At 48.4% G+C, this 22,657-nt stretch carries 17 protein-coding genes; 8 read left to right on the top strand and 9 right to left on the bottom strand.

All coding sequences use genetic code 11. From position 1 onward, the window contains the following. Window positions 1-14: 14 nt before the first annotated feature. Window positions 15-1,067 (bottom strand): M28 family peptidase, encoded by a 1,053-nt coding sequence (locus tag K0H61_RS15215; protein WP_434086592.1) that lies wholly within the window; start codon window positions 1,065-1,067, stop codon window positions 15-17. A gap of 230 nt (window positions 1,068-1,297) precedes the next feature. Then, complete coding sequence (gene uvrA / locus K0H61_RS15210) at window positions 1,298-4,150, bottom strand: excinuclease ABC subunit UvrA (protein ID WP_220050325.1); 2,853 nt, start codon at window positions 4,148-4,150, stop codon at window positions 1,298-1,300. Between the two features lie 419 nt (window positions 4,151-4,569). On the opposite strand from uvrA, the gene K0H61_RS15205 reads away from it, so the two are divergent. Both K0H61_RS15205 and ssb read left to right on the top strand, forming a co-directional pair. Beyond that, a complete protein-coding gene (locus K0H61_RS15205; RefSeq protein ID WP_220050324.1) occupies window positions 4,570-5,937 on the top strand; it encodes an MFS transporter in 1,368 nt (455 codons plus the stop codon). Window positions 5,938-6,044: 107 nt separating this feature from the next. After that, window positions 6,045-6,749 carry a single-stranded DNA-binding protein gene (gene ssb, locus K0H61_RS15200; protein WP_220050323.1) on the top strand — a complete coding sequence of 235 codons (705 nt, stop codon included), beginning with the start codon at window positions 6,045-6,047 and terminating at the stop codon, window positions 6,747-6,749. Window positions 6,750-6,960: 211 nt separating this feature from the next. On the opposite strand, the gene K0H61_RS15195 is transcribed toward ssb, so the two are convergent. Next, window positions 6,961-8,382 carry a LysM peptidoglycan-binding domain-containing protein gene (locus K0H61_RS15195; protein ID WP_220050322.1) on the bottom strand — a complete coding sequence of 474 codons (1,422 nt, stop codon included), beginning with the start codon at window positions 8,380-8,382 and terminating at the stop codon, window positions 6,961-6,963. Between the two features lie 167 nt (window positions 8,383-8,549). Here K0H61_RS15195 and K0H61_RS15190 point away from each other — a divergent pair, with 167 nt between their 5' ends. The 3 genes from K0H61_RS15190 (at window position 8,550) to K0H61_RS15180 (ending at window position 11,650) form a co-directional block, all read left to right on the top strand. Beyond that, on the top strand, window positions 8,550-9,920 hold the full coding sequence (locus K0H61_RS15190; RefSeq protein WP_220050321.1) for a leucine-rich repeat-containing protein kinase family protein: 1,371 nt from the start codon (window positions 8,550-8,552) through the stop codon (window positions 9,918-9,920). Window positions 9,921-9,929: 9 nt separating this feature from the next. Beyond that, the gene (locus K0H61_RS15185; RefSeq protein WP_220050320.1) at window positions 9,930-10,928 is read left to right on the top strand and encodes an NAD(P)H-quinone oxidoreductase; all 999 of its coding nucleotides are present in this window, start codon (window positions 9,930-9,932) and stop codon (window positions 10,926-10,928) included. A gap of 317 nt (window positions 10,929-11,245) precedes the next feature. Then, window positions 11,246-11,650, top strand: a complete 405-nt coding sequence (locus K0H61_RS15180) for a hypothetical protein (RefSeq protein ID WP_220050319.1) — start codon at window positions 11,246-11,248, stop codon at window positions 11,648-11,650. A 123-nt stretch (window positions 11,651-11,773) separates the two neighbouring features. Here K0H61_RS15180 and K0H61_RS15175 read toward each other — a convergent pair whose 3' ends face one another. The 5 genes from K0H61_RS15175 to cutA form a co-directional block, all read right to left on the bottom strand. Further along, window positions 11,774-12,808, bottom strand: coding sequence for an aldose epimerase family protein (locus tag K0H61_RS15175; protein ID WP_220050318.1), 1,035 nt, complete (start codon window positions 12,806-12,808; stop codon window positions 11,774-11,776). Between the two features lie 149 nt (window positions 12,809-12,957). Beyond that, complete coding sequence (gene galK / locus K0H61_RS15170; RefSeq protein WP_220050317.1) at window positions 12,958-14,103, bottom strand: galactokinase; 1,146 nt, start codon at window positions 14,101-14,103, stop codon at window positions 12,958-12,960. 341 nt (window positions 14,104-14,444) lie between these two features. After that, a complete protein-coding gene (locus tag K0H61_RS15165; RefSeq protein ID WP_220050316.1) occupies window positions 14,445-16,076 on the bottom strand; it encodes a cation:proton antiporter family protein in 1,632 nt (543 codons plus the stop codon). Window positions 16,077-16,227: 151 nt separating this feature from the next. Then, complete coding sequence (locus K0H61_RS15160) at window positions 16,228-18,099, bottom strand: protein-disulfide reductase DsbD (RefSeq protein WP_220050315.1); 1,872 nt, start codon at window positions 18,097-18,099, stop codon at window positions 16,228-16,230. Continuing rightward, the gene (cutA, locus tag K0H61_RS15155; RefSeq protein WP_220050314.1) at window positions 18,096-18,419 is read right to left on the bottom strand and encodes a divalent-cation tolerance protein CutA; all 324 of its coding nucleotides are present in this window, start codon (window positions 18,417-18,419) and stop codon (window positions 18,096-18,098) included. Before cutA ends, K0H61_RS15160 begins: the two co-directional genes overlap by 4 nt. A 222-nt stretch (window positions 18,420-18,641) precedes the next feature. Between cutA and K0H61_RS15150 the strand changes: the two genes are divergently transcribed. The 3 genes from K0H61_RS15150 (at window position 18,642) to K0H61_RS15140 (ending at window position 21,111) form a co-directional block, all read left to right on the top strand. Then, a complete protein-coding gene (locus K0H61_RS15150; protein WP_220050313.1) occupies window positions 18,642-19,253 on the top strand; it encodes an FxsA family protein in 612 nt (203 codons plus the stop codon). Window positions 19,254-19,408: 155 nt separating this feature from the next. Then, window positions 19,409-19,768, top strand: a complete 360-nt coding sequence (locus tag K0H61_RS15145) for a hypothetical protein (protein ID WP_220050312.1) — start codon at window positions 19,409-19,411, stop codon at window positions 19,766-19,768. Between the two features lie 371 nt (window positions 19,769-20,139). Beyond that, window positions 20,140-21,111, top strand: coding sequence for a LysR family transcriptional regulator (locus K0H61_RS15140; RefSeq protein WP_220050311.1), 972 nt, complete (start codon window positions 20,140-20,142; stop codon window positions 21,109-21,111). A gap of 96 nt (window positions 21,112-21,207) precedes the next feature. On the opposite strand, the gene K0H61_RS15135 is transcribed toward K0H61_RS15140, so the two are convergent. Continuing rightward, a complete protein-coding gene (locus tag K0H61_RS15135; RefSeq protein WP_220050310.1) occupies window positions 21,208-22,566 on the bottom strand; it encodes an MATE family efflux transporter in 1,359 nt (452 codons plus the stop codon). Window positions 22,567-22,657 lie beyond the last annotated feature (91 nt).

Raw genomic sequence — 22,657 nt, 5'->3', positions numbered from 1 at the left:
AACGCGCCAGTTAATCAATTTTTGAGTAATTCACTATTTAGTTTGAGTAGTTCGAGGGCCGATTCGGCCACTGCTGCTAGGAAGCGATAATCTAGGGTATCGGCCGTATCTTCAGGGGTGTGGTATTGAGCATGGGTTGGCACACCAAAATACAACCAAGGGATCTGTGCTTTGTGGAAGGGATAATGATCCGATGCCCTTAACCAGTCGATATTTTGAATACTTCTTCCGACCGGTCTAGGATGACTTAACTTAATACACAGATGATTATTGGCGCTCAGTTGATTGCGAAACTCGCCGTAGTGGGAAAATTTTTTACTGCCCTCAAGATACACTACATATGGGAAGCTTGGGTGCCCCACCATATCTAAATTGAGCATCAGTTGAATTTGCGCCTGCGGCATCCTTTGCTGCAGCTGCTCAACTAACGCGCTGCTGCCGTAGAGTCCGGTTTCCTCGGCATCGGTGGCGACAAACATCATATTCACCTTAGGCAAGCTATCAGGTGATCTAGAAAGCAGTTGTTGCCACTGCGTTGCAATGGCGATCATGGCTGATACGCCAGAGGCATTGTCATCGGCGCCGTGGAAAATCCTGCGTCCACTTTGGCCCAAATGATCGTAGTGGGCGACGACTATACGCCACGCATTGGTTGGCTCTTTGGCTTTCGCAATCCCAACGACATTTGCACCGACCGCCTTGTTAAATCCGGTTTGATACTCAAAGGGAACAATAAAAGAATCGCCCCAAGGAGTCAGTCCAATATCGGTAAAGCGATGATTTAAATAGTCGCGGGTTAATGCAGCGCCTGGGGTTTCAGTTTGACGGCCAGCAAATTCATCCGAGCTTAACCGCCTTACCGTTTGCTCTAGTTCGGCTGGGGAGGCCCAATTAAGTTGTAGGTTACTTGGAGCACAGCTAAAGGTGGTGTCTGTGGCGCAGCCGTTTATCATCAGGCTGAGCAAAATCAGTGTTAGCCATTGGCATCGGGGCTGTGTTTGTTTCCCCCGCCATGATAAGCCATTGTTTGCCTTAACCCACTTTTGCATCATATGCCTGATTGCCATAACGGTTTGAAAAGCTCATCTGCTTATTTGTTTTTTTGCAGCTGTCGATATTCAAAGCCTAACAGGGAATGCGAAATCTGCTCGGTAGTCATTTAGGTCAAGGTCATATTTCCTGTTTGTTTAAATACACTTTAAACCTGACCGTACTTAAAAGACTAAACATTAAGGTTAAAAAAAGCGCCAAGTTGTTCAACTTGGCGCTTTTAGGTTTGTTTATTCCGGCGTTTGGGTTATTTCTTTGCCGCTAAAAGGGCATCCCGTTCGAGCAGCGGCTTTAGGAAGCGCGCCGTGTGTGAGGTTGGATGCTGCGCTACTTCATCCGGCGTACCCGTTGCTAGGATAGTGCCGCCGCCAGCGCCGCCCTCAGGGCCTAGGTCGATAATCCAGTCTGCGGTTTTAATCACGTCTAAGTTATGCTCAATCACCACGATAGTATTGCCGTGGGATTTGAGGCGATGGAGTACATCGAGCAGTAATTGGATATCGGCAAAGTGCAGACCCGTTGTCGGCTCATCTAAGATATACAAGGTCTTACCCGTGTCGCGCTTGGAGAGTTCCTTCGCGAGCTTCACCCTTTGCGCTTCACCACCCGAGAGTGTGGTCGCGCTTTGACCTAAGCGAACGTAGGATAAACCCACGTCCATCAGGGTTTGGAGTTTACGGGCAATCGCTGGCACAGCGTCGAAAAACTCCCGCGCATCTTCAACCGTCATCTGCAGTACTTCGTGGATGTTCTTGCCCTTATAGCGCACCTCTAAGGTCTCGCGGTTGTAGCGTTTGCCCTTACAGGCATCGCAGGGCACATAGACATCGGGCAGGAAGTGCATTTCTACTTTAATTAATCCATCGCCCTGACAGGCTTCGCAGCGACCGCCCTTAACGTTAAAGGAGAAGCGACCAACCTGATAGCCGCGGGTGCGGGATTCCTGCGTTCCGGCAAAGATTTCGCGGATGGGGGTAAAGATACCCGTGTAGGTTGCAGGGTTTGAGCGCGGTGTGCGGCCAATCGGACTCTGGTCGATATCGACCACTTTATCGCATTGCTCCATGCCAACAATCTTATCGTAGGGCGCAGGCTCATCGACGGTGGCGCCGTTCAATAGCTTATGGGCAATCTTGAAGAAAGTGTCGTTAATCAGCGTCGATTTACCCGAGCCAGACACGCCTGTCACACAGGTAAATAAGCCTACGGGTACGGTTAAGTCTACATTGCGCAGGTTATTGCCACGGGCACCAAAGAGTTCAATCACTTGCTTAGGATCGAAGGGTGTACGCGGCGTACTGATATGGATATTGCGTCTACCCGAAATATATTGCCCTGTAACCGACTCGTCGCAGGCAACGATTTTCTCTAGCGGGCCGTCGCATATTACTTCACCGCCGTGGACGCCAGCGCCAGGGCCAATATCCACAATATGGTCGGCGATACGAATCGCATCTTCGTCGTGCTCAACCACAATCACGGTATTTCCTAAATCCCGCAGGTGGATAAGGGTTTGCAATAATCGCTCGTTATCCCGCTGGTGCAAACCAATGGACGGCTCATCCAGTACGTACATTACCCCAACCAGTCCCGCGCCGATTTGGCTGGCGAGGCGAATACGCTGCGCTTCTCCGCCCGACAGGGTTTCGGCGGAGCGTGACAGACTTAAATAGTTAAGGCCGACATTCACGAGGAACCCTAAGCGATCGCGAACTTCTTTGAGTACCTTCTCGGCGATCTGCGCCCTTTGGCCGCTAAACTCGAGTTTCTCGAAGTACGCTAATGCTTCGCCAATCGACCACATCGTGAGTTTTGGCAGGTTGAGATCGCCAATAAATACGTTACGGGCCTCTTCGCGCAGACGTGAACCGCCGCAGCTTTGGCAGGCCTGGGTGTTGATAAATTTGGCCAGCTCTTCGCGCACCGAGTTACTCTCGGTTTCGCGGTAGCGTCTGTCCATATTATTTAAAATGCCTTCGAAGGGGTGATTACGCACCACCACATCGCCACGGTCATTAATGTATTTAAAGGCAATGCTGTCGTTGCCTGAGCCGTAGAGGACAATCTTTCTGACTTTATCGGTCAGTTGTTCGAAAGGTACTTCGACATCGAACTTATAATGCTCGGCCAGCGAAGTGAGCATTTGGAAGTAATAGAAGTTGCGTCTATCCCAGCCGCGGATCGCGCCGCCTGCTAAGGACAATTCGGGGTTAGTGATGACGCGCTCTGGGTCGAAAAATTGCTGTACCCCTAAACCATCACAGGTCGGGCAGGCGCCGGCCGGGTTGTTAAAGGAGAAAATCCGTGGCTCGAGCTCTGCCATCGAATAGCCGCAGTGTGGACAGGCAAAGTTTGCGGAGAACACCAGTTCTTCGGTTGCACCTTCATCCATACTGGCGACAACCGCAATCCCGCCCGAGAGTTCGAGCGCGGTTTCAAAGGATTCGGCCAGACGCTGCTGGATATCGCTGCGCACTTTAAAACGGTCGACGACCACTTCGATGGTGTGCTTAACGTGTAGGTCTAACGTTGGTGGATCGCTTAGGTCGCACACTTCGCCATCGATACGGGCGCGGATATAGCCCTGCGCCGATAAGCCCTCTAGTAATTTAACGTGTTCACCCTTTCGACCATTAACGACTGGCGCTAGCAGCATCAGGCGGCTGTCTTCTGGCATCTCAAGCACTTTATCTACCATCTGACTGATGGTTTGCGCGGCGAGTGGCTGGCCGTGGGTTGGGCAGCGCGGCTCACCGACACGGGCAAACAGTAGGCGCAGGTAGTCGTAAATTTCGGTAATGGTGCCCACGGTTGAACGCGGGTTATGGGAAGTCGATTTCTGCTCGATGGAAATCGCTGGGCTTAAGCCCTCGATATGGTCGACATCGGGCTTTTCCATCAGGCTTAAGAATTGGCGCGCATAGGCGGAAAGGGATTCGACGTAACGTCGTTGGCCTTCGGCATATAAGGTATCAAATGCTAAGGAGGATTTACCCGAACCCGATAACCCTGTGATAACAATCAACTTATCCCTTGGGATAGTCAGGTTGATATTTTTGAGATTGTGGGTCCGTGCGCCGCGTATTTCAATCTTATCCATCTATCGCTCAAGTCTTATGCGTTTAAGAAAATGGCTTTAAGTATCGCACAGATCCTTGGCTGAGTTTAGTGCTTATATAAATGCAAATAAGCGATTTGGGTAGTGCACTCATGCGGTTAGATTATCAGAAGCTATTGATGTACTTTGGCAAGCGATAAGAATTAAGAAAGATTAATATAGTAGACAGCATCTTTTCCTTAAATGAACGGTTAACCCACTGAGTATTTCGCGCTGATAGAGCTTAAATATCACTTAAAAATAAATAGCTTTTCATTAGGTTATAAAGATGTGAGCGACTGTATTTGTTGAAAATAATCCTAAAAATTCGAGCCGCTTCCAAGCGGCATTTCCTTTTGAGCAAACGCTTTAGGGTGTGATAACATCGCCCCCCTAAAAAGAATTCAATCCAAGGCAGAAACATGGGAAGCAACGGTCTTTCGGGGACTGAGAAAAAAGTCGCGTTTTCTTTAGCCAGCGTATTTGGTTTACGTATGATGGGCCTGTTTATGATCATGCCCGTCTTTGCTCTTTACGGTCAGCATCTTCAGGGCTTTTCTCCCCTATGGGTCGGTATTGCCATTGGCGCCTACGGCCTAACACAAGCCGTTTTACAGATCCCTATGGGGATTTTATCCGATAAATACGGCCGTAAACCCGTTATCCTCGGTGGTTTAGTCCTGTTCGCAATCGGTAGTTTAATTGCGGCTAGTGCTGACAGTATTTATGGTGTGGTACTTGGCCGTGCCATTCAGGGCATGGGCGCAATTGCCGCAGCGGTGCTTGCCTTAGCTGCGGATCTCACCCGTGATGAGCAGCGCACTAAAGTGATGGCGATTATTGGCATGTGCATTGGTGCATCCTTTGCGTTGTCGTTGCTGGTGGGGCCGATTGTGGCTCAGCATTTAGGGTTGTCAGGATTATTTTTAATGACGGCGGGCTTAGCAATTCTTGGTATGCTGATTGTGCATTTTTTAGTGCCAAATCCCATCTCCCACGCGCCCAAGGGCGATACCTTAGCTGCGCCAGCCAAACTTAAGCGTATGTTGATGGATCCGCAGTTATTTAGACTTGATGCGGGAATTTTTATTCTACATTTGGTGCTGACAGCCGTATTTGTTGCGATGCCACTCGATTTAGTCGATGCAGGGCTTGTGAAAGAAAAACACTGGATGCTGTATTTCCCAGCCTTTGTGGGGGCGTTCTTTTTGATGGTGCCGCTTATCATCATTGGTGTTAAGCGTAAAAATACTAAGGGAATGTTCCAAATCGCCCTGATGATCATGATGGTGGCGCTGGCCACTATGGCTGCTTTTTCCCAAAACCTTTGGGTCTTGAGTATTGCGGTGGTGCTGTTTTTTACTGGGTTTAACTACCTAGAAGCATCCCTACCGAGTTTGATTGCTAAGTTTTGCCCCGTGGGTGAAAAGGGTTCAGCTATGGGCGTGTATTCGACCAGCCAATTTTTAGGGGCATTTTGTGGTGGTATGCTCGGTGGCGGTGCCTACCAATTACTCGGCGCGGTAGGGGTGTTTATGGTGGCATTTGGATTAATGTTGGTGTGGTTGATGCTAACCATCGGCATGAAAAACCCTGTGCTGCTTAAGAGTTACACCCTAGAGGCGGCGGTGAAAGATAAAACCCATGCGCGGGATATGGCAGCACAGCTATCACAGCTGATGGGCGTGGTCGAAGCCATAGTGGTACTCGATGAGAAAGTGGCCTACTTAAAAGTTGACGAGCATTTCGATTTAAGAGAAGCACGAGCTGTGTTAGGCTCTGCTCATTAATAGGTGAAATTGCCGAGCTGTAATGGGGATATGGATTTCCGTTAAGGCATCATTTATAAACAACATACTGAATTTATAAAATATTTAAAGAATCGCAGGAGATTTCAATGGCCAGTCGTGGTGTTAACAAGGTAATTTTGGTTGGCAATTTGGGACAAGATCCAGAAGTGCGTTACATGCCAAACGGTAACGCTGTTGCGAACATCACAGTTGCAACCAGCGAATCGTGGAAAGACCAACAGGGTCAACAGCAGGAGCGTACAGAGTGGCACCGTGTGGTTCTATTCGGTAAGTTGGCGGAAATTACTGGCGAATATTTACGTAAAGGTTCGCAAGTTTACTTAGAAGGCAAACTGCAAACCCGTAAATGGAAGGATCAAAGCGGTCAAGATCGTTACACCACTGAAATCGTGGTAGATCAAGGTGGTAGCATGCAAATGCTCGGCGGCCGTGCTCAAGGCCAAGGCCAAGGTGCTCCAATGGGTGGCATGCCACAAAACTCTGGCTATCAGTCTGCTCCTGCTCAGACTGCGCCAGCGCAAAACCAATACGCGCCAGCTCAGCAGCAAGCGCCTGCATATCAAGCGCCAGCGCAAAACCAGTATGCACCAGCTCAGCAAAGCTATGGTCAACAGCAACAGGCTGCGCAGTCTCATGCTCAGCCACAGCAAGGTGGTTATGCGCCTAAACCTCAGGCAGCAGCACCTGCTTACCAAGCGCCAGCAGCTCCTGCGCAGCGTCCTGCCCCGCAGCCACAGCAAAACTTCACTCCAGATTTAGATGACGGTTGGGATGACGATATCCCGTTCTAGAACCTGCAAGTCTTAAATATGTCAATTTAAGCACTGTTAAGGCACAAAACATCGATGAACCCAGCAGTAATGCTGGGTTTTTTATTGGTTCAATACTGGATTTTTGTTGGCTGTATTTTAAATCATGGGCTAAGTGGTGAAGCCATTGGAATGAATCATTACCAATAAAAAAGCACTGCCTTGGCAGTGCTTTTTGTTAATCAACATTAGATTATTCAGACAGTTTTAACTCTTGGCCCGGCTTGATAACGCTCTTAGCGTTCAGGTTATTCCACTTCATTAAGTCAGCCAGTTTGACTTTATTTTTACGGGCGATTTTATCCAGCGAGTCGCCGGATTTCACCTTATAGGTACTCGCTTTAACCGTAAAATTCTCAGTCTGCTTAACCGTCGGTTCCTTGGTATTCTTAGAGCTGCTGGCGTTCGTGTTAGATTTTGCCGATGCGCTGTGCTGCTCCGCCTCTGTTCCCATTGGCATTAATAGGGTCAGTTCCTGACCAATTTTAATCCTATCCGAGGTGAGGTTGTTTGCCTGCTTGAGTTCCTTAACCGAAATATCAAATTTCGCCGCAATCGAGCCTAGGCTGTCACCGGATTTTACGATGTAGCTTTGACTATCGTAGTGCTTGGCTTTCGCTAGTTGATGCTGATTTTCTTGATATTGGCCAATATTCTCAATGGGTAAAGCAATCTTGTATTTCCCTTTACCTGGAATGATGTTTTGCCGGAATCCTGGGTTATAGGTTTTAAATTCCGCCTTACTGAGTCCAGCAGCACTTGCAATCTGGCCTATTTCAACCCCGTTAGGAGCTGGTAGGCGCTCGAGGAAGGGGCGGTTGGCAATAGGCATGACTTTAAGGTTGTAATGATTTGGCGAGCGAATAATTTGGATAAATGCTAGCCATTTAGGTACGGTTTGAACTTGGCGCGCTGGGATATTTAATGACCAAAAATCTGTTGGTTTACCCTTGGCTTTGTTGCGATCGATTGCGGCTTTAATCACTAGTTCGCCACTGTTATAGCCGGCAACCGCATTAATCCAATCCTTGCCTAAAGTGTTGTAGAGATGCTGTAGGTAGTCGAGCACTGCGTCCGTCGAAGCTAAAGCATCTTTGCGGCCATCGTAGGCAGCATTGATGGTGAGGCCAAAATTACGACCAGTGCTTGGGATCATTTGCCACAATCCAGCAGGGCCATTAGCCTGTGCTAGCGGGTTATAACCGCTTTCGACGATGGGGAGTAATGCCAGTTCCAGCGGCATATTTCGCGCTTCTAACTGGCTGACAATATAGTATAAAAATGGCTCGGCACGTTGCGCTACTTGAGTCATAAATTTTTGTTTATCATCGAAAAAGTTACGCTGTTTACGAACTTCGGCGTCATCGTGCACATCTATTGTATTGGCGTGCTGGATTTTTTCCCACACATCGCTGTATTGCTCGTGCACAACTTCCTCTAACGGGGAATTATGCTCCTGTGCTGAGTTATGGTCGGTGTCGATTGCAGGTGTCACGGCATCAAACTCTGCCTGTGATGGTTGTGCTGCAGAAGTTGCACAGCCGCCCAAATGGGCCGCCAGCAGTGTCAGCAAAAGCGCAGCAAAAGCATGGGGATGGCGAAAGGTTTTCCGCATGATTGTCCTGTAAAAAAAGTAACTTAGCCGTCGATAATTTCGCACATGCTAATCTGTTTTCTGTTTTAAGGATAGCTCCAAGACTGATTTGGCAGCCTAGGTCACATTTGGAAATTATGGCGGATCGGCTACCATAGCGCTGATTTTTCTTCGTTACGGATTATAGAGTGCAGACATTAGCGCAGTTAAAGGCCGGTGAGTTATTAGGGGTCACTAGCCTACAATTAGTTGAAAATTTAGTGGAATTTCCTCGGGAGATTTTTGAGTTAGCGGATACCTTGGAGATCCTCGATCTCTCCAATAACCAATTAGATTCGCTTCCCGATGACTTTGCGCGATTGAAGCGTTTAAAGATTCTGTTTGCTTCAAATAACCGCTTCGACACCCTACCAGCGGTACTTGGGCAATGCCCTGCACTTGAAATGATTGGCTTTAAAGCGAATCAAATCAGCCGAGTGCCAGCATCTTCATTACCGCAACAAACCCGCTGGTTGATACTCACCGATAATTGCATTAGTGAACTGCCCGACACCTTGGGGCAACTGCACCGACTTCAGAAACTCGCCTTGGCGGGAAATCGGTTAACTTCGTTGCCCGAGACGATGGCGAACTGTCGCAATTTAGAGCTGGTTCGCCTTTCGGCCAATGCCCTCGATGCATTGCCAAACTGGTTGTTGCAACTACCAAAACTGAGCTGGTTGGCCTTTGCCGGTAATCCCTTCAGTCATACCTTAAATGATCTCCATGCTGATGTGAAAGGCGTACTAAACGTTACCCTTAGTGACATTTCCCTAGGTGAAAAGCTGGGCGAAGGCGCATCGGGCATTATCTATCGAGGTGATTGGATTAACCATCAGTTGATTCAAAACACGAAGACAACCGCGATTGCGGTCAAACTCTTTAAGGGGGAGGTGACCAGTGATGGCTATCCCGCCGATGAATTAGATTGCTGTCTCACTACTGGCATGCACCCTAATTTAATTAAGGTATTAGCCCATATCAGTGAGCCCGAGCAGTTGGGGTTAGTGATGGAGTTGATCCCCAACGGATTTAGTAACTTAGGTTTGCCTCCATCCCTTGTTAGCTGTACCCGCGATACCTTCAAAGAAGGTAGCCATTTTAGCTTCGATGCGGTGATTAAGATTGCCCTGCAACTCGCCGATGCTATGGCGCATATGCACGCAAAGCACATTAGCCATGGTGATGTCTATGCCCACAATATGATGATTGATAAAGATAACAGATTGTTATTTGGGGATTTTGGCGCTGCTTCTAATTTGGCAAAACTCTCAGATAGCGAGCGATTGGCAATGGAGTCTATTGAAGTCAGGGCATTAGGTTGCTTGATTGACGATCTCCTCGCTTTTGTTGATAGGGCTGCAGATCCCGAATGTTTTGAAAAGCTCAGCGGGCTGGCGGCACAAACCATGCAGGCAAATTTATCTTGTCGACCACGTTTTACTGGGATAAAACACGCATTAGCACTTATGAGTGAATCTAACCTATGGTTCGATTCGGATAAGATTTCAGGGATTTGAGGAGCATGTATGTCAGCGTTACCCCATGATTATGCCCATATCGCAGTTGAACAGCCCGGCGGGCCTGAGGTGATGCAGTTATCGCGCTCACCCTTACCTGAGGTTGGTGCTGGCCAAGTGTTGATTCGGGTCGCGGCAGCGGGGGTGAATGGCCCCGATCTTAAGCAGCGAGCCGGCGCCTATCCACCGCCAGCTGGCGCATCACCGATTATTGGCCTTGAGGTTGCAGGTGAGATTTGTGCCATAGGCGAAGGTGTGACCCAGTGGCAATTGGGCGATAAGGTCTGTGCGCTAACACCAGGCGGTGGCTATGGCGAATACACTCTTACCTACGCGGCCCACTGTTTACCTATCCCACAGGGTTTTAGTGCGACTCAAGCGGCCGCCTTACCCGAAACCTTCTTTACCGTTTGGGGTAACCTTTTTATGCGTGCGGGGCTCAAAGCGGGCGAGACAGTGTTAATTCACGGTGGCTCTGGTGGCATTGGTAGTACGGCAATTGCCCTGGCGAATCGTTTAGGTGCCAAGGTGATAACCACCACGGGACAAGATGAAAAGCGGGAGTACTGCCAAAGCTTAGGTGCCGATTTAGTGGTGAATTACAACACCCAAAATTTTGTCGAAGAGGTGATGAATTTTACTCAAGGCAAGGGGGTGGAGGTGGTATTCGATATTGCTGGTGGTGATTTTATCAACCAGAACTTGAAAGCACTTGCCGTTGATGGTCGTATGGTATCGGTGTCGACCCAACGCAGTCCAAAGGCTGAACTGAATATCCTATTGTTGATGGCAAAACGCATAGTGTGGACTGGCTCAACCTTAAGACCCCAGAGCGTTGAAGCTAAAGCGGCAATCGCTCAGCAATTAAAAGAGACCGTATGGCCACTGCTTGATAGCCAACAAATTGTGCCCCATATTTTTGCAACCTATCCCTTATGCGACGCCCCTAAGGCGCATGCGCTTTTAGCTTCGGGTGAACATAGGGGTAAAGTGGTATTGACCTTGTAGTACAAAAGAATGAGCTAAATTAGCGTAGCCACGGGCTTAGACCTTAGGTTTGCACGGAATTAAAACTTGCTGTGATGCTTTTTTCGACTAAAGTCCTTAGGGACAAAACTTTTTGGCGAATTTGGCCGAAATTAATGCGTAATAAGTGAAAATTTCCTCCTATGAGGCATTGATTATCGGAAATATTCTGTAAAAATACCCAGTTGAAAACGTCAGAGACTTTCCGGCGCTATTCGTAGATCAAAACAAGCGACGCTTCGCTTATTCAGACTAGAAAACTCATAGTGTATGTGTTGATTTGAAGGGTATTGGCATATATGTATAACACAGCAAAGAAACAGGTTTGGTATGGTGAGCTGAGAACATCGAAAGGCACCGCGGTTGTTGTTCATGACAACCAGTTGCCAGAAGCTTCTCCTGGACGAATTTACCTCTACAATACCGAGCGTGATGCCATTGTTGAGTATGTGGAAGATATCGTTAAAGTGAATCTACATGAATTGGATGAAGCTGGTTTAAAAGCCGCAGAATCTAAATTTGGTGGCGCATGGAAAGCGGCTCGGGCTCAATTTATGAGTAAGCATCAAGCCCGTGTTGACCTCAACAACGTTAAAGATACTGCTCCAGCTCGTAAGGCTAAAGTGGAAGCAGAGCCAGAGATGGAAAGTGATTCCATTGGTGGCGATTTCGATGATGATTGGGGCGATGACTTCGACGATTAACACAATGTCGGCCTAATGCCTGCCTTGTGGAGCGTAAGGAATAAAGTCACTTTATTCCTTACCACTATTTCAAAACTACTTAGTATTTCTCGTTTTAATCCTCTCAATCACCTATCTAACCAGCTAGCCATCAATTTCAAATTGATAACGGCTGATATGATGATAAACCTGACCTGGTAACAACCACACCTCTTCCCCATAGGTTTGTGTTTGATTTGGTGAATCAGGGATCATTTGTGGCTCCAGACAGACGCCTTGATATTGATTCATTGGTTGCCCATTACGGCCAATCGTGCCCTCTAAGAAGTTTGCGCAGTAAACCTGAACCCCAGGTTGATTGGTAAACAGGGTCAGTGTTCGGCCGCTCTTGGCGCTGCTTAAACAACCAAAGCGTTTTAGCGAGTCCTCAGCATTATCCATTAAGTAACAATGGTCATAACCTCGGGTACTGGCAATAGCGCTGTCATGCATTTTCCCTTCTAGCATTGCCCCTTGGCGCAGATCGAAGACACTGCCTTCTACATCGCAAATGCCCATCGGTACGCCGACATCATCCATGTTGAGATAGCGCTTGGGATCGACTTGCATTGCATGCTGTAACACATTATCGCTGCCATCAAGATTAAAGTAGGAATGTTGAGTTAGGCTCACGGGGCAGGGCTTATCGACGGAGGCCAAAAATTCCACGTAAAGATTATTGCCAGCTAAACGGTAATCGAGCTGCACAGTACAATTGCCAGGAAAGCCCATGTCGCCATCGGGGCTGACTAAGGTCAAGCGTACACCATCGGGCAGGGTGCCTAATTGCCAACGTTTACGGCTAAAACCTTCACGGCCGCCGTGCAGGCAATTGGATGCTTGATTGACATCGAGCTGAAATGTTTGCCCATCATACTCAAGCCTTCCATTCGCGATACGATTGGCAAAGCGGCCGGCAATTGCGCCTAAATGGGCGGTTTGGGCTAAATAATCCTCGGCACTGTCGCAACCTAAAACGATATTGGCGCGCTCGCCCTGGTTATCAGGCGCCCAGAGGGAGCGGATAATTCCACCTAAACTGAGGACTTCTAATGCGACTATGCCATTGTCTATCCGCACGCGTTCGATTTCGCCGCCGCGGGGATCTGTCCATGGTTCTAATACACTGATACGTACCATCAAGTTGCCCTCTCAACTGAATATGCTCACAGCAGATTAATTTAACCCGTTGATCTTGCATTTCAAATACGACAAATACCATAGAACCCGTGACTGAATTCGTATGCTATTGGGCTAATTGTGATAGCGCTCGGTTTATTGGTTCGCTGTCAGTTGTCGATCCGACCTGCGCCTGCGCTGGCGGAGCAAAGATACACTGTGGCATCGATGCCCGTTTGTTTGAAGAAATCATTCTCCACCGCTGAGACTACGGCATCGGTGAGCTCATGGTCGACAAGGGCGACCACGCAACCGTCGGTCATACGAATGCCGCCGCGTTCGCCAATCACTTTACTGACTAATTCAACAAGGGTGTCGAATTCGGGCAAGGTTGCCTCAAAATCATCCCTTAGGGAAAGGTGGGACTGCGCCATTAACTGGCTAAATTTAGCGATATTGTTTTGCTCCAGTGCCCGTGCTGCACTCTGGGTGCGTTTATTCTCTGTAACTACGTGTCTTGCGCGGAGATACAGTGTCTTATCTAGGCTGTCCTTGGCGCTTTCAAGTTGGCGTAGGTCTAGGTCCCGTAGGGCATTAAGGCCAAAGAATTCGGCGGCCTGATCGCATTCTTCTCTGCGCTGTTGGTTAGTGGCTTTGAGCCGCTCTTTCTCTATATGGGCATCGATGATAATAAGGCTAAGTTCATCTGGGATCGCAATGGCTTCACTGTCGAGATCGAGGCAGTCAATCAGCAGCGCATGGTCGGCTTCGCCCATGGCGCTAATCATATGATCCATAATGCTCCAAGCAGATGACACATAGCGATGCTCACCGCGCTGGGCTAACTGTGCCACGGCCATAGGGGATAAATGCAGTTGACTGCTATCGCTAATTGCGGTGCCAAAGGCAACGACTAGGGCGCCAGAGGATGACAGGCCTGCAGATAAGGGCACATCGCCTACCACAGCTAAATCTAGCCCCTTAGCGATAAGGCCTGACTGCGCCATGGCAGTGGTGAGCCCCTTAAGATAATTTACCCAGCCATCTTCAGGGTTCATCTCAGTCTCTTTGCCGAAACTCCATTCTTTAAGCTGCCCTGGGAAGGCATCGGAAACGGCGCGGAATTTATTATCCTCACGGCGTTTTACCGCGATAACTGTATGAAAATTTATCGCAGCCGGAAGTACAAAACCGTCGTTGTAATCCGTGTATTCACCGATGAGATTGACTCGTCCGGGTGCCTGATATAAATCGTCGGCCTTAGTGCCAAAGGTTTGGACAAATAACTTAGTGGCGCGCTGCGCAGGGTTTGACATGCTAGAAAGACTTCCAAAAAAGCTTAAGCTAATTGCGTTCTTATTTTCGAGTTATATCACGACTCATATGGCGATGTAACTGGGAATTTGTAGGACAAGACCGATAGGCTGAAATGGAAAAATCGATAGAAATTAAAAGCCTAACGAGATAAGTATGTGTCAACGCATTAACTTGTTGATTTTTAGGTGTAATACTGGGTTGGTGAGGGTGGAGGTCGACGCCATCAATGCGGTCATTTCATCGACCATTGGCAGGAAAATAATCGCACACTCATCTAATTGAGGGGGATGGTGATAAGTCACTCCCCCTTAATCGAGTGAAAAGGCTTAAGACTGTTTGCCTAGGCGGACATTTCAGTCTGATTTTCTCCCTTATTTTCCGCTTTAGTGTCACCACCTTGCAGCAGTTCAAATACCACATGGTCGACAAAACCCGCACCCGCGGCTTCATAGAGGTTATACACGCTGTGTACCCCAGACTCTCTCAGTGACGCACCATCGTCACCATATTGCACAATCGCGCTCATTTTACCTTGGTAATCGAGTTTTTTAAGCTGCTCAACAGCAAACAGATTACCCGCGTGGTGCGGCATAGCCAGCAGTACAAGCTCCAGATTCGGCGCCCTATCGAGCTTTTCCCAAAAGTCGGTATCAGAGGCATCACCCTGCACAACATTGCGGCCTTTAGCACGGTGCATATCGACCAGTTCTTGTTTATGTTCAATGCCGAGAATTTCACCGTCATAACGTGCACGTAGCTCATCGTAGGCACCGCTACCAATTCGGCCCATACCCAAAATCAAGAAGCGCGGATTGCCGATTGCAATCGGTCTGTCCTCTGGGTGTAACGGACGTTTTTCAAGGCGTACTAGGCGCTGCTGATAACGCTGATAAATATTCCCCACGCTCGCATTGAGAGGGGCGGCGAGTAAAAAGCTAAAACTTAAGGCAACAGCAATAATCACCAACCACTCGGGTGGAAGCCAGCCCTTGGCGGTGGCTACAGCGGCGACAATTAAACCGAACTCACTGAAGTTACCTAGGTTAAATGATGCCAGCATTGAGGTACGCGAGCGCAGTTTAAAGCGGGTCAGCAGGTAGACAAACAGCAGGATTTTAATCGGAACCAGTAATACTAAAATAGCCGCGAGTAGCACATCCGACATGCTCGGCAGACCATTAAGACCAATGGTTAAAAAGAAGGCGACGAGGAATAGCTCTTTAAAATAGAACAAAGATTTTGCCAGTTCCGAAGCCTTTTTATGCCCCGCAAGCAGGATACCGATGATCAGTGCCCCAAGGTCGGGTTTTAATCCGACGGATTCAAAGAGCCAAGCGCCGACAACCAGCGCCATCACCAGCCCAAAGAGCACTAACAGCTCGCCATGGCCAACGCGGTCAAAGGCCTTATAGATAAGTGGTTTGGCTAAGGGTAATAACAGTAACGCTAGCGCCCAAATAGAAGGAATATTCCCCTTAGAGATAGTGAGGAACACGACGGCAAAGATATCCTGCATAATCAGAATACCGACAGCGACACGGCCATAGAGGGACTGCACATCGCCCTTATCTTCGAGCACTTTAATGGCAAATACTGTGCTCGAAAAACTTAAGGCAAAGGCGATCAAGCTCAGCTGAACTGCATCTAGCCCTTCTAATTGGCTTAGGCCAACAAACCCTAGAATTTTTAAGATAGGAATAAATATCAGCATTGACAGCACGAGATGAATGCTTGAGCCCGCCCATACTTCGGCCTTAAACAGGCTGCGAATATCGAGTTTTAGCCCGATGGCGAACAGTAGTAAGGTCACGCCAAGATTTGCCAATTCCTGCAACAGTGGCAGGCTTTCTTTCTCAATCCCAAACACAAACAGCACAAAGCCTGCGACCAGATAGCCGATCAGGGGCGGGAGGCCAATTCGGCTGACGAGCATGCCGCAGATAAGGGTGATAATCAGGATAGCGGGTTCCATATTGCTCCAATCCAAAATCCAAGTTAAACAACAATGGTATAAAAATTCACAGCTTGTGTAATAAAAAAGCGGACAGGTTAACCTAAGTCCGCTTTGCGCTAAAGGTGTTTTCCTTGGGCGCTAATGACCCAAGGATGAGTGTTACCTTAGGTTATTTCACTAAATGGTCTAAATGGGCTGCAAAATCCTTCGGTCCCATAAAGCCAGTAACGCGCAGGTCTTCACGTTGCTCGCCTTGCTCGTTAAACATCAACAATGTAGGCAGGCCGAGCACATTATATTTTTCCAGTAGCGCGATATCGGTGGCATCGCTCTTAGTGACATCGGCCTGCAAAAGCACCATCTTATTCATTCGTGATAACACTTCAGCATCCTTAAAAGTGATAGCCTCAAATTCCTTACAGGCCACACACCAGTCGGCGTAAAGGTCGAGCATCACAGGCTTACCTTGGGCAGTCGCAGCCATGATTTCGGCCTCTAAATCTTCAACGGATTTAATCCGTTTAAAGCCATGGGATTCAGTCGATGCCGATTGTGGTGTAGCCACATTATGACTATAACCAAAGTGACCCATCACGGCTTGGAAACCGTAGGAGAAACTAGCGAGCAGAGTTAATGTTAGCAGCACCGAACGCACGGTTTGCTTCCAGTTAAAGGTGCTGAGTTTGTTCTGGTGCATCAAGTAACCAGTAAAACAAATGCCCCACAGTGACCACAGCACATCGGACACCACGCCAGTCCAAATACGGTCAAGCATCACAATGGATACTGCAATCAGCAGGAAGCCAAACACGGTTTTGATGATGTTCATCCAAGCGCCTGCGCGTGGCAGCAGTTTACCGCCCGAGGTGCCAATAATCAGTAATGGCACACCCATGCCCATACTAAGCACATAGAGCGCGAGGAAGCCCTGTAGCAGGTCTCCGGTTTGCGCCACATACACTAATGCCCCCGAAAGTGGCGCTGTAGTGCAAGGCGAAGCCACTAGGCCTGAAATCACCCCCATCAAGAACACGCCAATGAGGTTGCCACCCTTCTGATTGTTGGAAAGGTTGTTCATCTTCTCCTGCCAGCTTGATGGCAGTTTGAGGTCATACAGACCAAACATCGATAAGCTCAGCACGAAGAATAGAATCGCTAATACCACTAACACCGCGGGGTGTTGCAGTGCTGCTTGGTATTTCATCCCCGCCGATGCGACCACTAAACCTAGGATGGAGTAGGTGATCGCCATACCCTGTACATAGGCCATCGACAGGGTAAAGGCTTTGGCGGTTGAGAGTTTTTGCCCTTGGCCAACGATAATGCCCGACAGAATGGGATACATAGGGAAAACGCAGGGCGTTAACGCTAAGCCAATCCCGAGGCCAAAGAAGATTACTAAGGTCCAAATTAGGTTATCGCTTGAGAGCATTTGGCTCAGGCTGTCCTGCTGGGTAATCGGTTGAGGCGATTTTTCTGCCGATCCACTGGATGAAGTGTTAGCTTCGCCCATCAAAAGGCTAGTGGGGTCTTGGCCATCATCCTCTGACGGGTTCTTGGAGGTAGCGCCCGCTAGGGTGCCATCGTTCGCGGCAACTGCGGTTAAGGTGACTTCGCGGGTAGTTGGCGGATAACAGAGTTTGCCCTCGGCACACCCCATAAAGGTGACACTTAAGGTGCCATTATCATCGGCCTGCTTGAGTCCTACAGGAATGTCGATATAGGTGTAATACACTTGCTGCTCACCGAAGTAGTCATCGGTATGGGGTTTACCCTGCGGCAGCTCGATAGTGCCAAGTTCTGCGCCATTAACGCTGAACTTAAGCTTGTCGCGGTACATATAGTAACCGTCGGCAATCACCCAATTGAGGGTGACTCTATTGCCTTCTTGCTTAAAGTCAAAGACAAAAGCCTGCTCGACGGGCATCAGCTCGGGTTCGCTTTTTAAAAAGCTAAAACTGTTGGCTGTCGCAGTGCCGCTAACGGTCAGCGGGGCGAGCAGTAGTAACGAGGTAAAGATAAGGCTGAATAATTTTTTCATGGCTGAGTGTTATCTTTTATCCAATCTAAATAGGCGGGTAATCCGTGGGTCACTGGTAAGGCAATAATTTCAGGCACTTGATAAGGGTGAAGCTTGACTATCAGTTGTTCAACTTCAGCATAACGACTCTGTAGACATTTAATCTGCAAACTCATTTCATCTTCCTCGCAGATTTTTCCCTCCCAGGCATAAATCGAGCGGATCGGGGCTGAAATATGCACACAGGCCGCGAGTCTGGCTTCGACTAAGGCCTTGGCGATGCGTCTTGCCTGCACTTCATCTGGGCTGCTAGTAATGACCAATAGATATTGCTGTTGCATGTTAGTCGTTATCGTCCCTTAACAATCTTAAATTTGGCTTAAGCCTATTAGGCTAAGCTACTTTACGTGTTTTTATGGTCTCATACATTAAGGACTTTACCAAAGGGTGAGCTAACTATCAGAAGTATCTAAGTTATGCCTTAGGTGTAGTGAGACTACGCTTGAATAAAGACCGGCAAGACCCCATATAAATAACAAGCACCAAAGATAACTGAGGTTGGTATGTTTTTAATTCTGTTTTTAATATTTGTGCTGATCCCAGTCGTGGAGCTGTCGGTATTAATTCGCGTTGGCGAAATGTTCGGTGCTTGGACCACGGTTGGGCTAGTGCTGTTTACCGCCATAGTCGGTGTTTCCCTTGTGCGAAGCCAAGGTTTAAGCACCCTGATGCAGGTACAACAAAAAATGGCCCGTGGTGAAGCGCCAGGGCAGGAAATTGTCGAAGGCATGATGCTAGCCATGGCGGGTGTATTGCTTGTTATCCCTGGCTTTGTGACCGACTTTATTGGCCTGTTGTTACTGACCCCGTTGACTCGCCGCCCGATTGCGGCTGTAGTATTTAAGCGGATGCAGCTTAAGGTGGTCTCCGGTTTTAATGGTGGATTCAACGGTGGCATGCACGGTGGTTTTGGCCAGTCACCATTCAATCAGGATCCCTTCAATAAAAGACCGTTTGATCAGCAGGGTAACGGCAATGTGTTTGAGGGGGACTTTGAACATAAGTCAGACCCGAGTGATAAACGTCCTGAAAGTCATCAGCTGGAAGGGAGCCAACAGCTAGATAACAGCCGTCAGCAAGAAGAAAGCCATTCTACAAAGGATAAAAAGGACTAAGCCCATACGTTTTGTCCTTAACTCATCTCACAGGCTCCCACGGGAGCCTGTGTTTTTTCAGTCGTCCTTAGGATAGCCTCCCCCTATCAACTATGCTTAGCATAAGGGGCTTGCTTAAAGTCATTCCCGTATCTGTTATTCCGCTGGAGGTGGATATGAATCGTACTCAGTTAAAGTTGATGTCAGGTCTGTGCTCAATCCTATGTTGCTCGCTCGTGTCATTTCAGTTGCAGGCGGGGCCTTTAGATCCCAATTGCGATCCCGAAAAAATTGCTAAAAATGCGGCGGTAAAAGCCACCGTTGGCGTTAGCGGTCGCTGCACCCCAGAGAAAGCCGCCGAGCGTAAGGTCGATGATGCTAAAGATGCAGTCGGCGATGCCAAGGACAATGTGGGTGATAAAGTCGACTCCCTAAAGCCCGAGGAAAGCTTAAAGGATAAGGCCGTCGATTCGGTAAAACCTGAGAAAAAAGAAGTGAAGGACGCCACCAAAGTGGTGAAAAAAGTCATTAACTGATGGACTAGGATTGGCGAGCAAAACAACCAAGTTTGGGTAGTAAGTGACAGTTCCTGTTAAGATAAATGGCATTCAATTCGTGTAGAGTTGGATGCTTTTTTATTGGCACAAGCGAGTGCTCCCTAACAGCTTCTAACAGGCGGAAGCATTGTGGTTCTTAGGCTTAAAAATAATAAGAGGGGAGAATTAGACCGATCAATAGCAAAGCTATCGATCGGCCGCGCCGGGAAGCGTTTTCTATGAGATAGGAAGGTGAACCTTGAGGCACACCGCTATCATTCATGGCGGTTAAGATAACAGCTAAATTGGTTGCACTAAACGGGATACTTTGGGATTATCAGTCCCAAATTTCGAGATACTAACAGGGTAAAATGAAAACCGAAGATTTAGCCTTATTTCACCGAATCGCCGAAACCGGAAGTTTGATTGAAGCTGCGGATCTGCTCAATTTACCAAAGTCGACTGTGAGTCGCCGTTTACAGGCGCTGGAGGATGAGCTCAATATAAAGCTATTCCACCGTCAGAGCCGTTCGATGACGCTCACCTCGGCTGGCAGTCATTTTTACCAACGTTCGCAAAATATTCTCGCTCAGCTCGACGAAACCCTGTTCGAGATGACTAACGATGATGCCGAGATCAGTGGCCATCTTCGTATTCAAATGTTCCCCATCCACAGCATGCATGTGTTGATGCAGTCGATTTTTCGCTTTATGGACTTGCATCCAAAGTTGACGGTCGAAGTCATTACTAGCGCTGAATCCTTGGATATGGTGAAGAACAATATCGACGTCGCCTTTGTGGTGGAGCCCGCGTTAGATACCTTGGACTTAGTTGTCCGCCCCATCTTTAGAACCGATCTGCGCTTTTACGCAAGTCCCGCTTATTTGAGTGAACATGGCACACCGCAAACGCCAAAGGAGATTGAGGCACACAATGTGTCGCTGTTTCGGCTTGCTAATGGTCGTATTTTTAACGAGTTGTGGATTGGTGATGAAGAACAGGTGCATGTGAGGGGCAACTTCTGTACTAACAGTGTGGCTGTCGCGGTTGAATTTGCCCTTCAAGGCCGCGGGATTGTCTATTCTCCCGCAGAAGTGGTTGAAGACTTTGTGAAAACCGGCGAGCTAGTGACACTTTTGCCTGACACTAAATCCCATCAGGGGGATTGCTATCTGGCCTATCCTTCTCGCCGCTATGTCAGTCTGGCGAGCCGCCGCTTTATCGACTTTATTATGGAAGAACTCGCCCCTAATGGTTTGCCAATCAATATGGCAGGCCTTGGCACATCGAAGGTCTGTAAGGCCGCTCGGGATGCCTTTGTGCAGGAAAATAAGCGCGACTGAGATTAATAAGCATGTTGCCCTTAGGGGATTCATTTAATCCTCCTTGCTTCACGCCTTCTCACCAGCTCTTACTTACTTGTCTTTTGCAAAAGCTTTTCAAATCGATTCAGCGGTAGTGACCTTTGCGGGCTCGCAAATTCGCTGGGCTAAGATATAACAGGCAATTCCCATCAAGATATTGGTCAGCGGCAGTGCCAACAGCAAGCCCCTGACCCCATCGATATAAGAGCCTAACGCCGCTAACGGCAGCATTAATAGCACTAAGCGGCAGAGGTTAATCACGAGTGAGCTCATGGGTCTGTGATAGGCATTGAGCGCCGTGGCAAAGATAATCACTATCCCAAGGGGGCCATAGGCAAAGGGCAATACCAGAATATAAAAGCTTAACCACTGAAGTACCTCTGGGTCGGTACTGAATAATTGGGCGATGGGTTGGGCAAAAAATGCCAACGGAATATACAGCAAGGTTTGGAATAAAAAGACAAATTTCAGCGACAACAGCAGTGCTTGCTTGGCCCTTTGATGCTGACCTGCGCCAAGGTTTTGGGCGATAAAGGGCATCAGGCTAGAGGACAGTGCCATGACCGCAATCAGTAACACCGACTCTAAACGAGTACCTGCACCAAAGGCCGCGACTGCGCTATGGTCGATGCGAGCAAGCATCGCCATAATCACCCCATTGGCTAGCGGATTGATTAAATTCATTAGGGCGGCAGGCTGGGCAATATGGGCAAGTCTCCCCCAGTTGCTCATCATGCGGTCGATATCCAGCGCCGCCCATTCGAGCATTTTGCGCTTAATGATCAAAAGGTAACCCGATAGTGACAGGGCAACTACCCAAGAAATCAGGGTCGCAATTGCCGCCCCTTGGATCTCGAGCCGTGGGAAAGGACCAATGCCAAAGATCAGCAACGGGTCGAGGATAAGGTTAATGATCGCCGCCAGCGCCATGATCATTGCAGGGGATCGCGTATCGCCGGTCGAGCGCAATCCTTGGTTACCCACCAAAATCAGCACCAGAAAGGGCACTCCAAAATACCAATAATGCATGTAGTCATGGATCAGTGGCAAACTGACCTCATTTGCGCCCAGTAGACTAAAAATCGGCTTAATAAAGATACTGCCAAGCACTGCAAGGCTTGCCGTTAACAAAAAAGTCAGCAGCAGGGCGTCGAACAAAAATACCTTTGCCAAATGGGGATTCCCTGAGCCAATCAGCCTGCCAAGGTTAGTCGACACTCCAGCGCCAATCCCAATGGCAATGCTGGAAATAATTAAGGTAATCGGAAACGTAAAACTGATTGCCGCTAAGGCTTCAGTACCTAACTGACTGATAAAAAAAGTGTCAGCAAGGCTAAACCCCAGAATGGTCATAATGCCAATCAGGTTGGGGAGGCTCATGTTGAGCAGTACACGACCAATCGGTTCGCTAAGCAGCCCGTGTCTGTCTTGCATGGAGAAATGGTGCCTTGTGTGCGAGCGGAGGCGGAATTCTAACAGGATTGCGCACGCTTGAAAAAATTGACATCAAAAAAATGAATTTTTT

Source organism: Shewanella acanthi (assembly GCF_019457475.1).
Classification (GTDB): domain Bacteria; phylum Pseudomonadota; class Gammaproteobacteria; order Enterobacterales; family Shewanellaceae; genus Shewanella; species Shewanella acanthi.
Note: the sequence above shows the minus strand (reverse complement) of the source record. Positions and strands in the feature narration are given on the sequence as shown.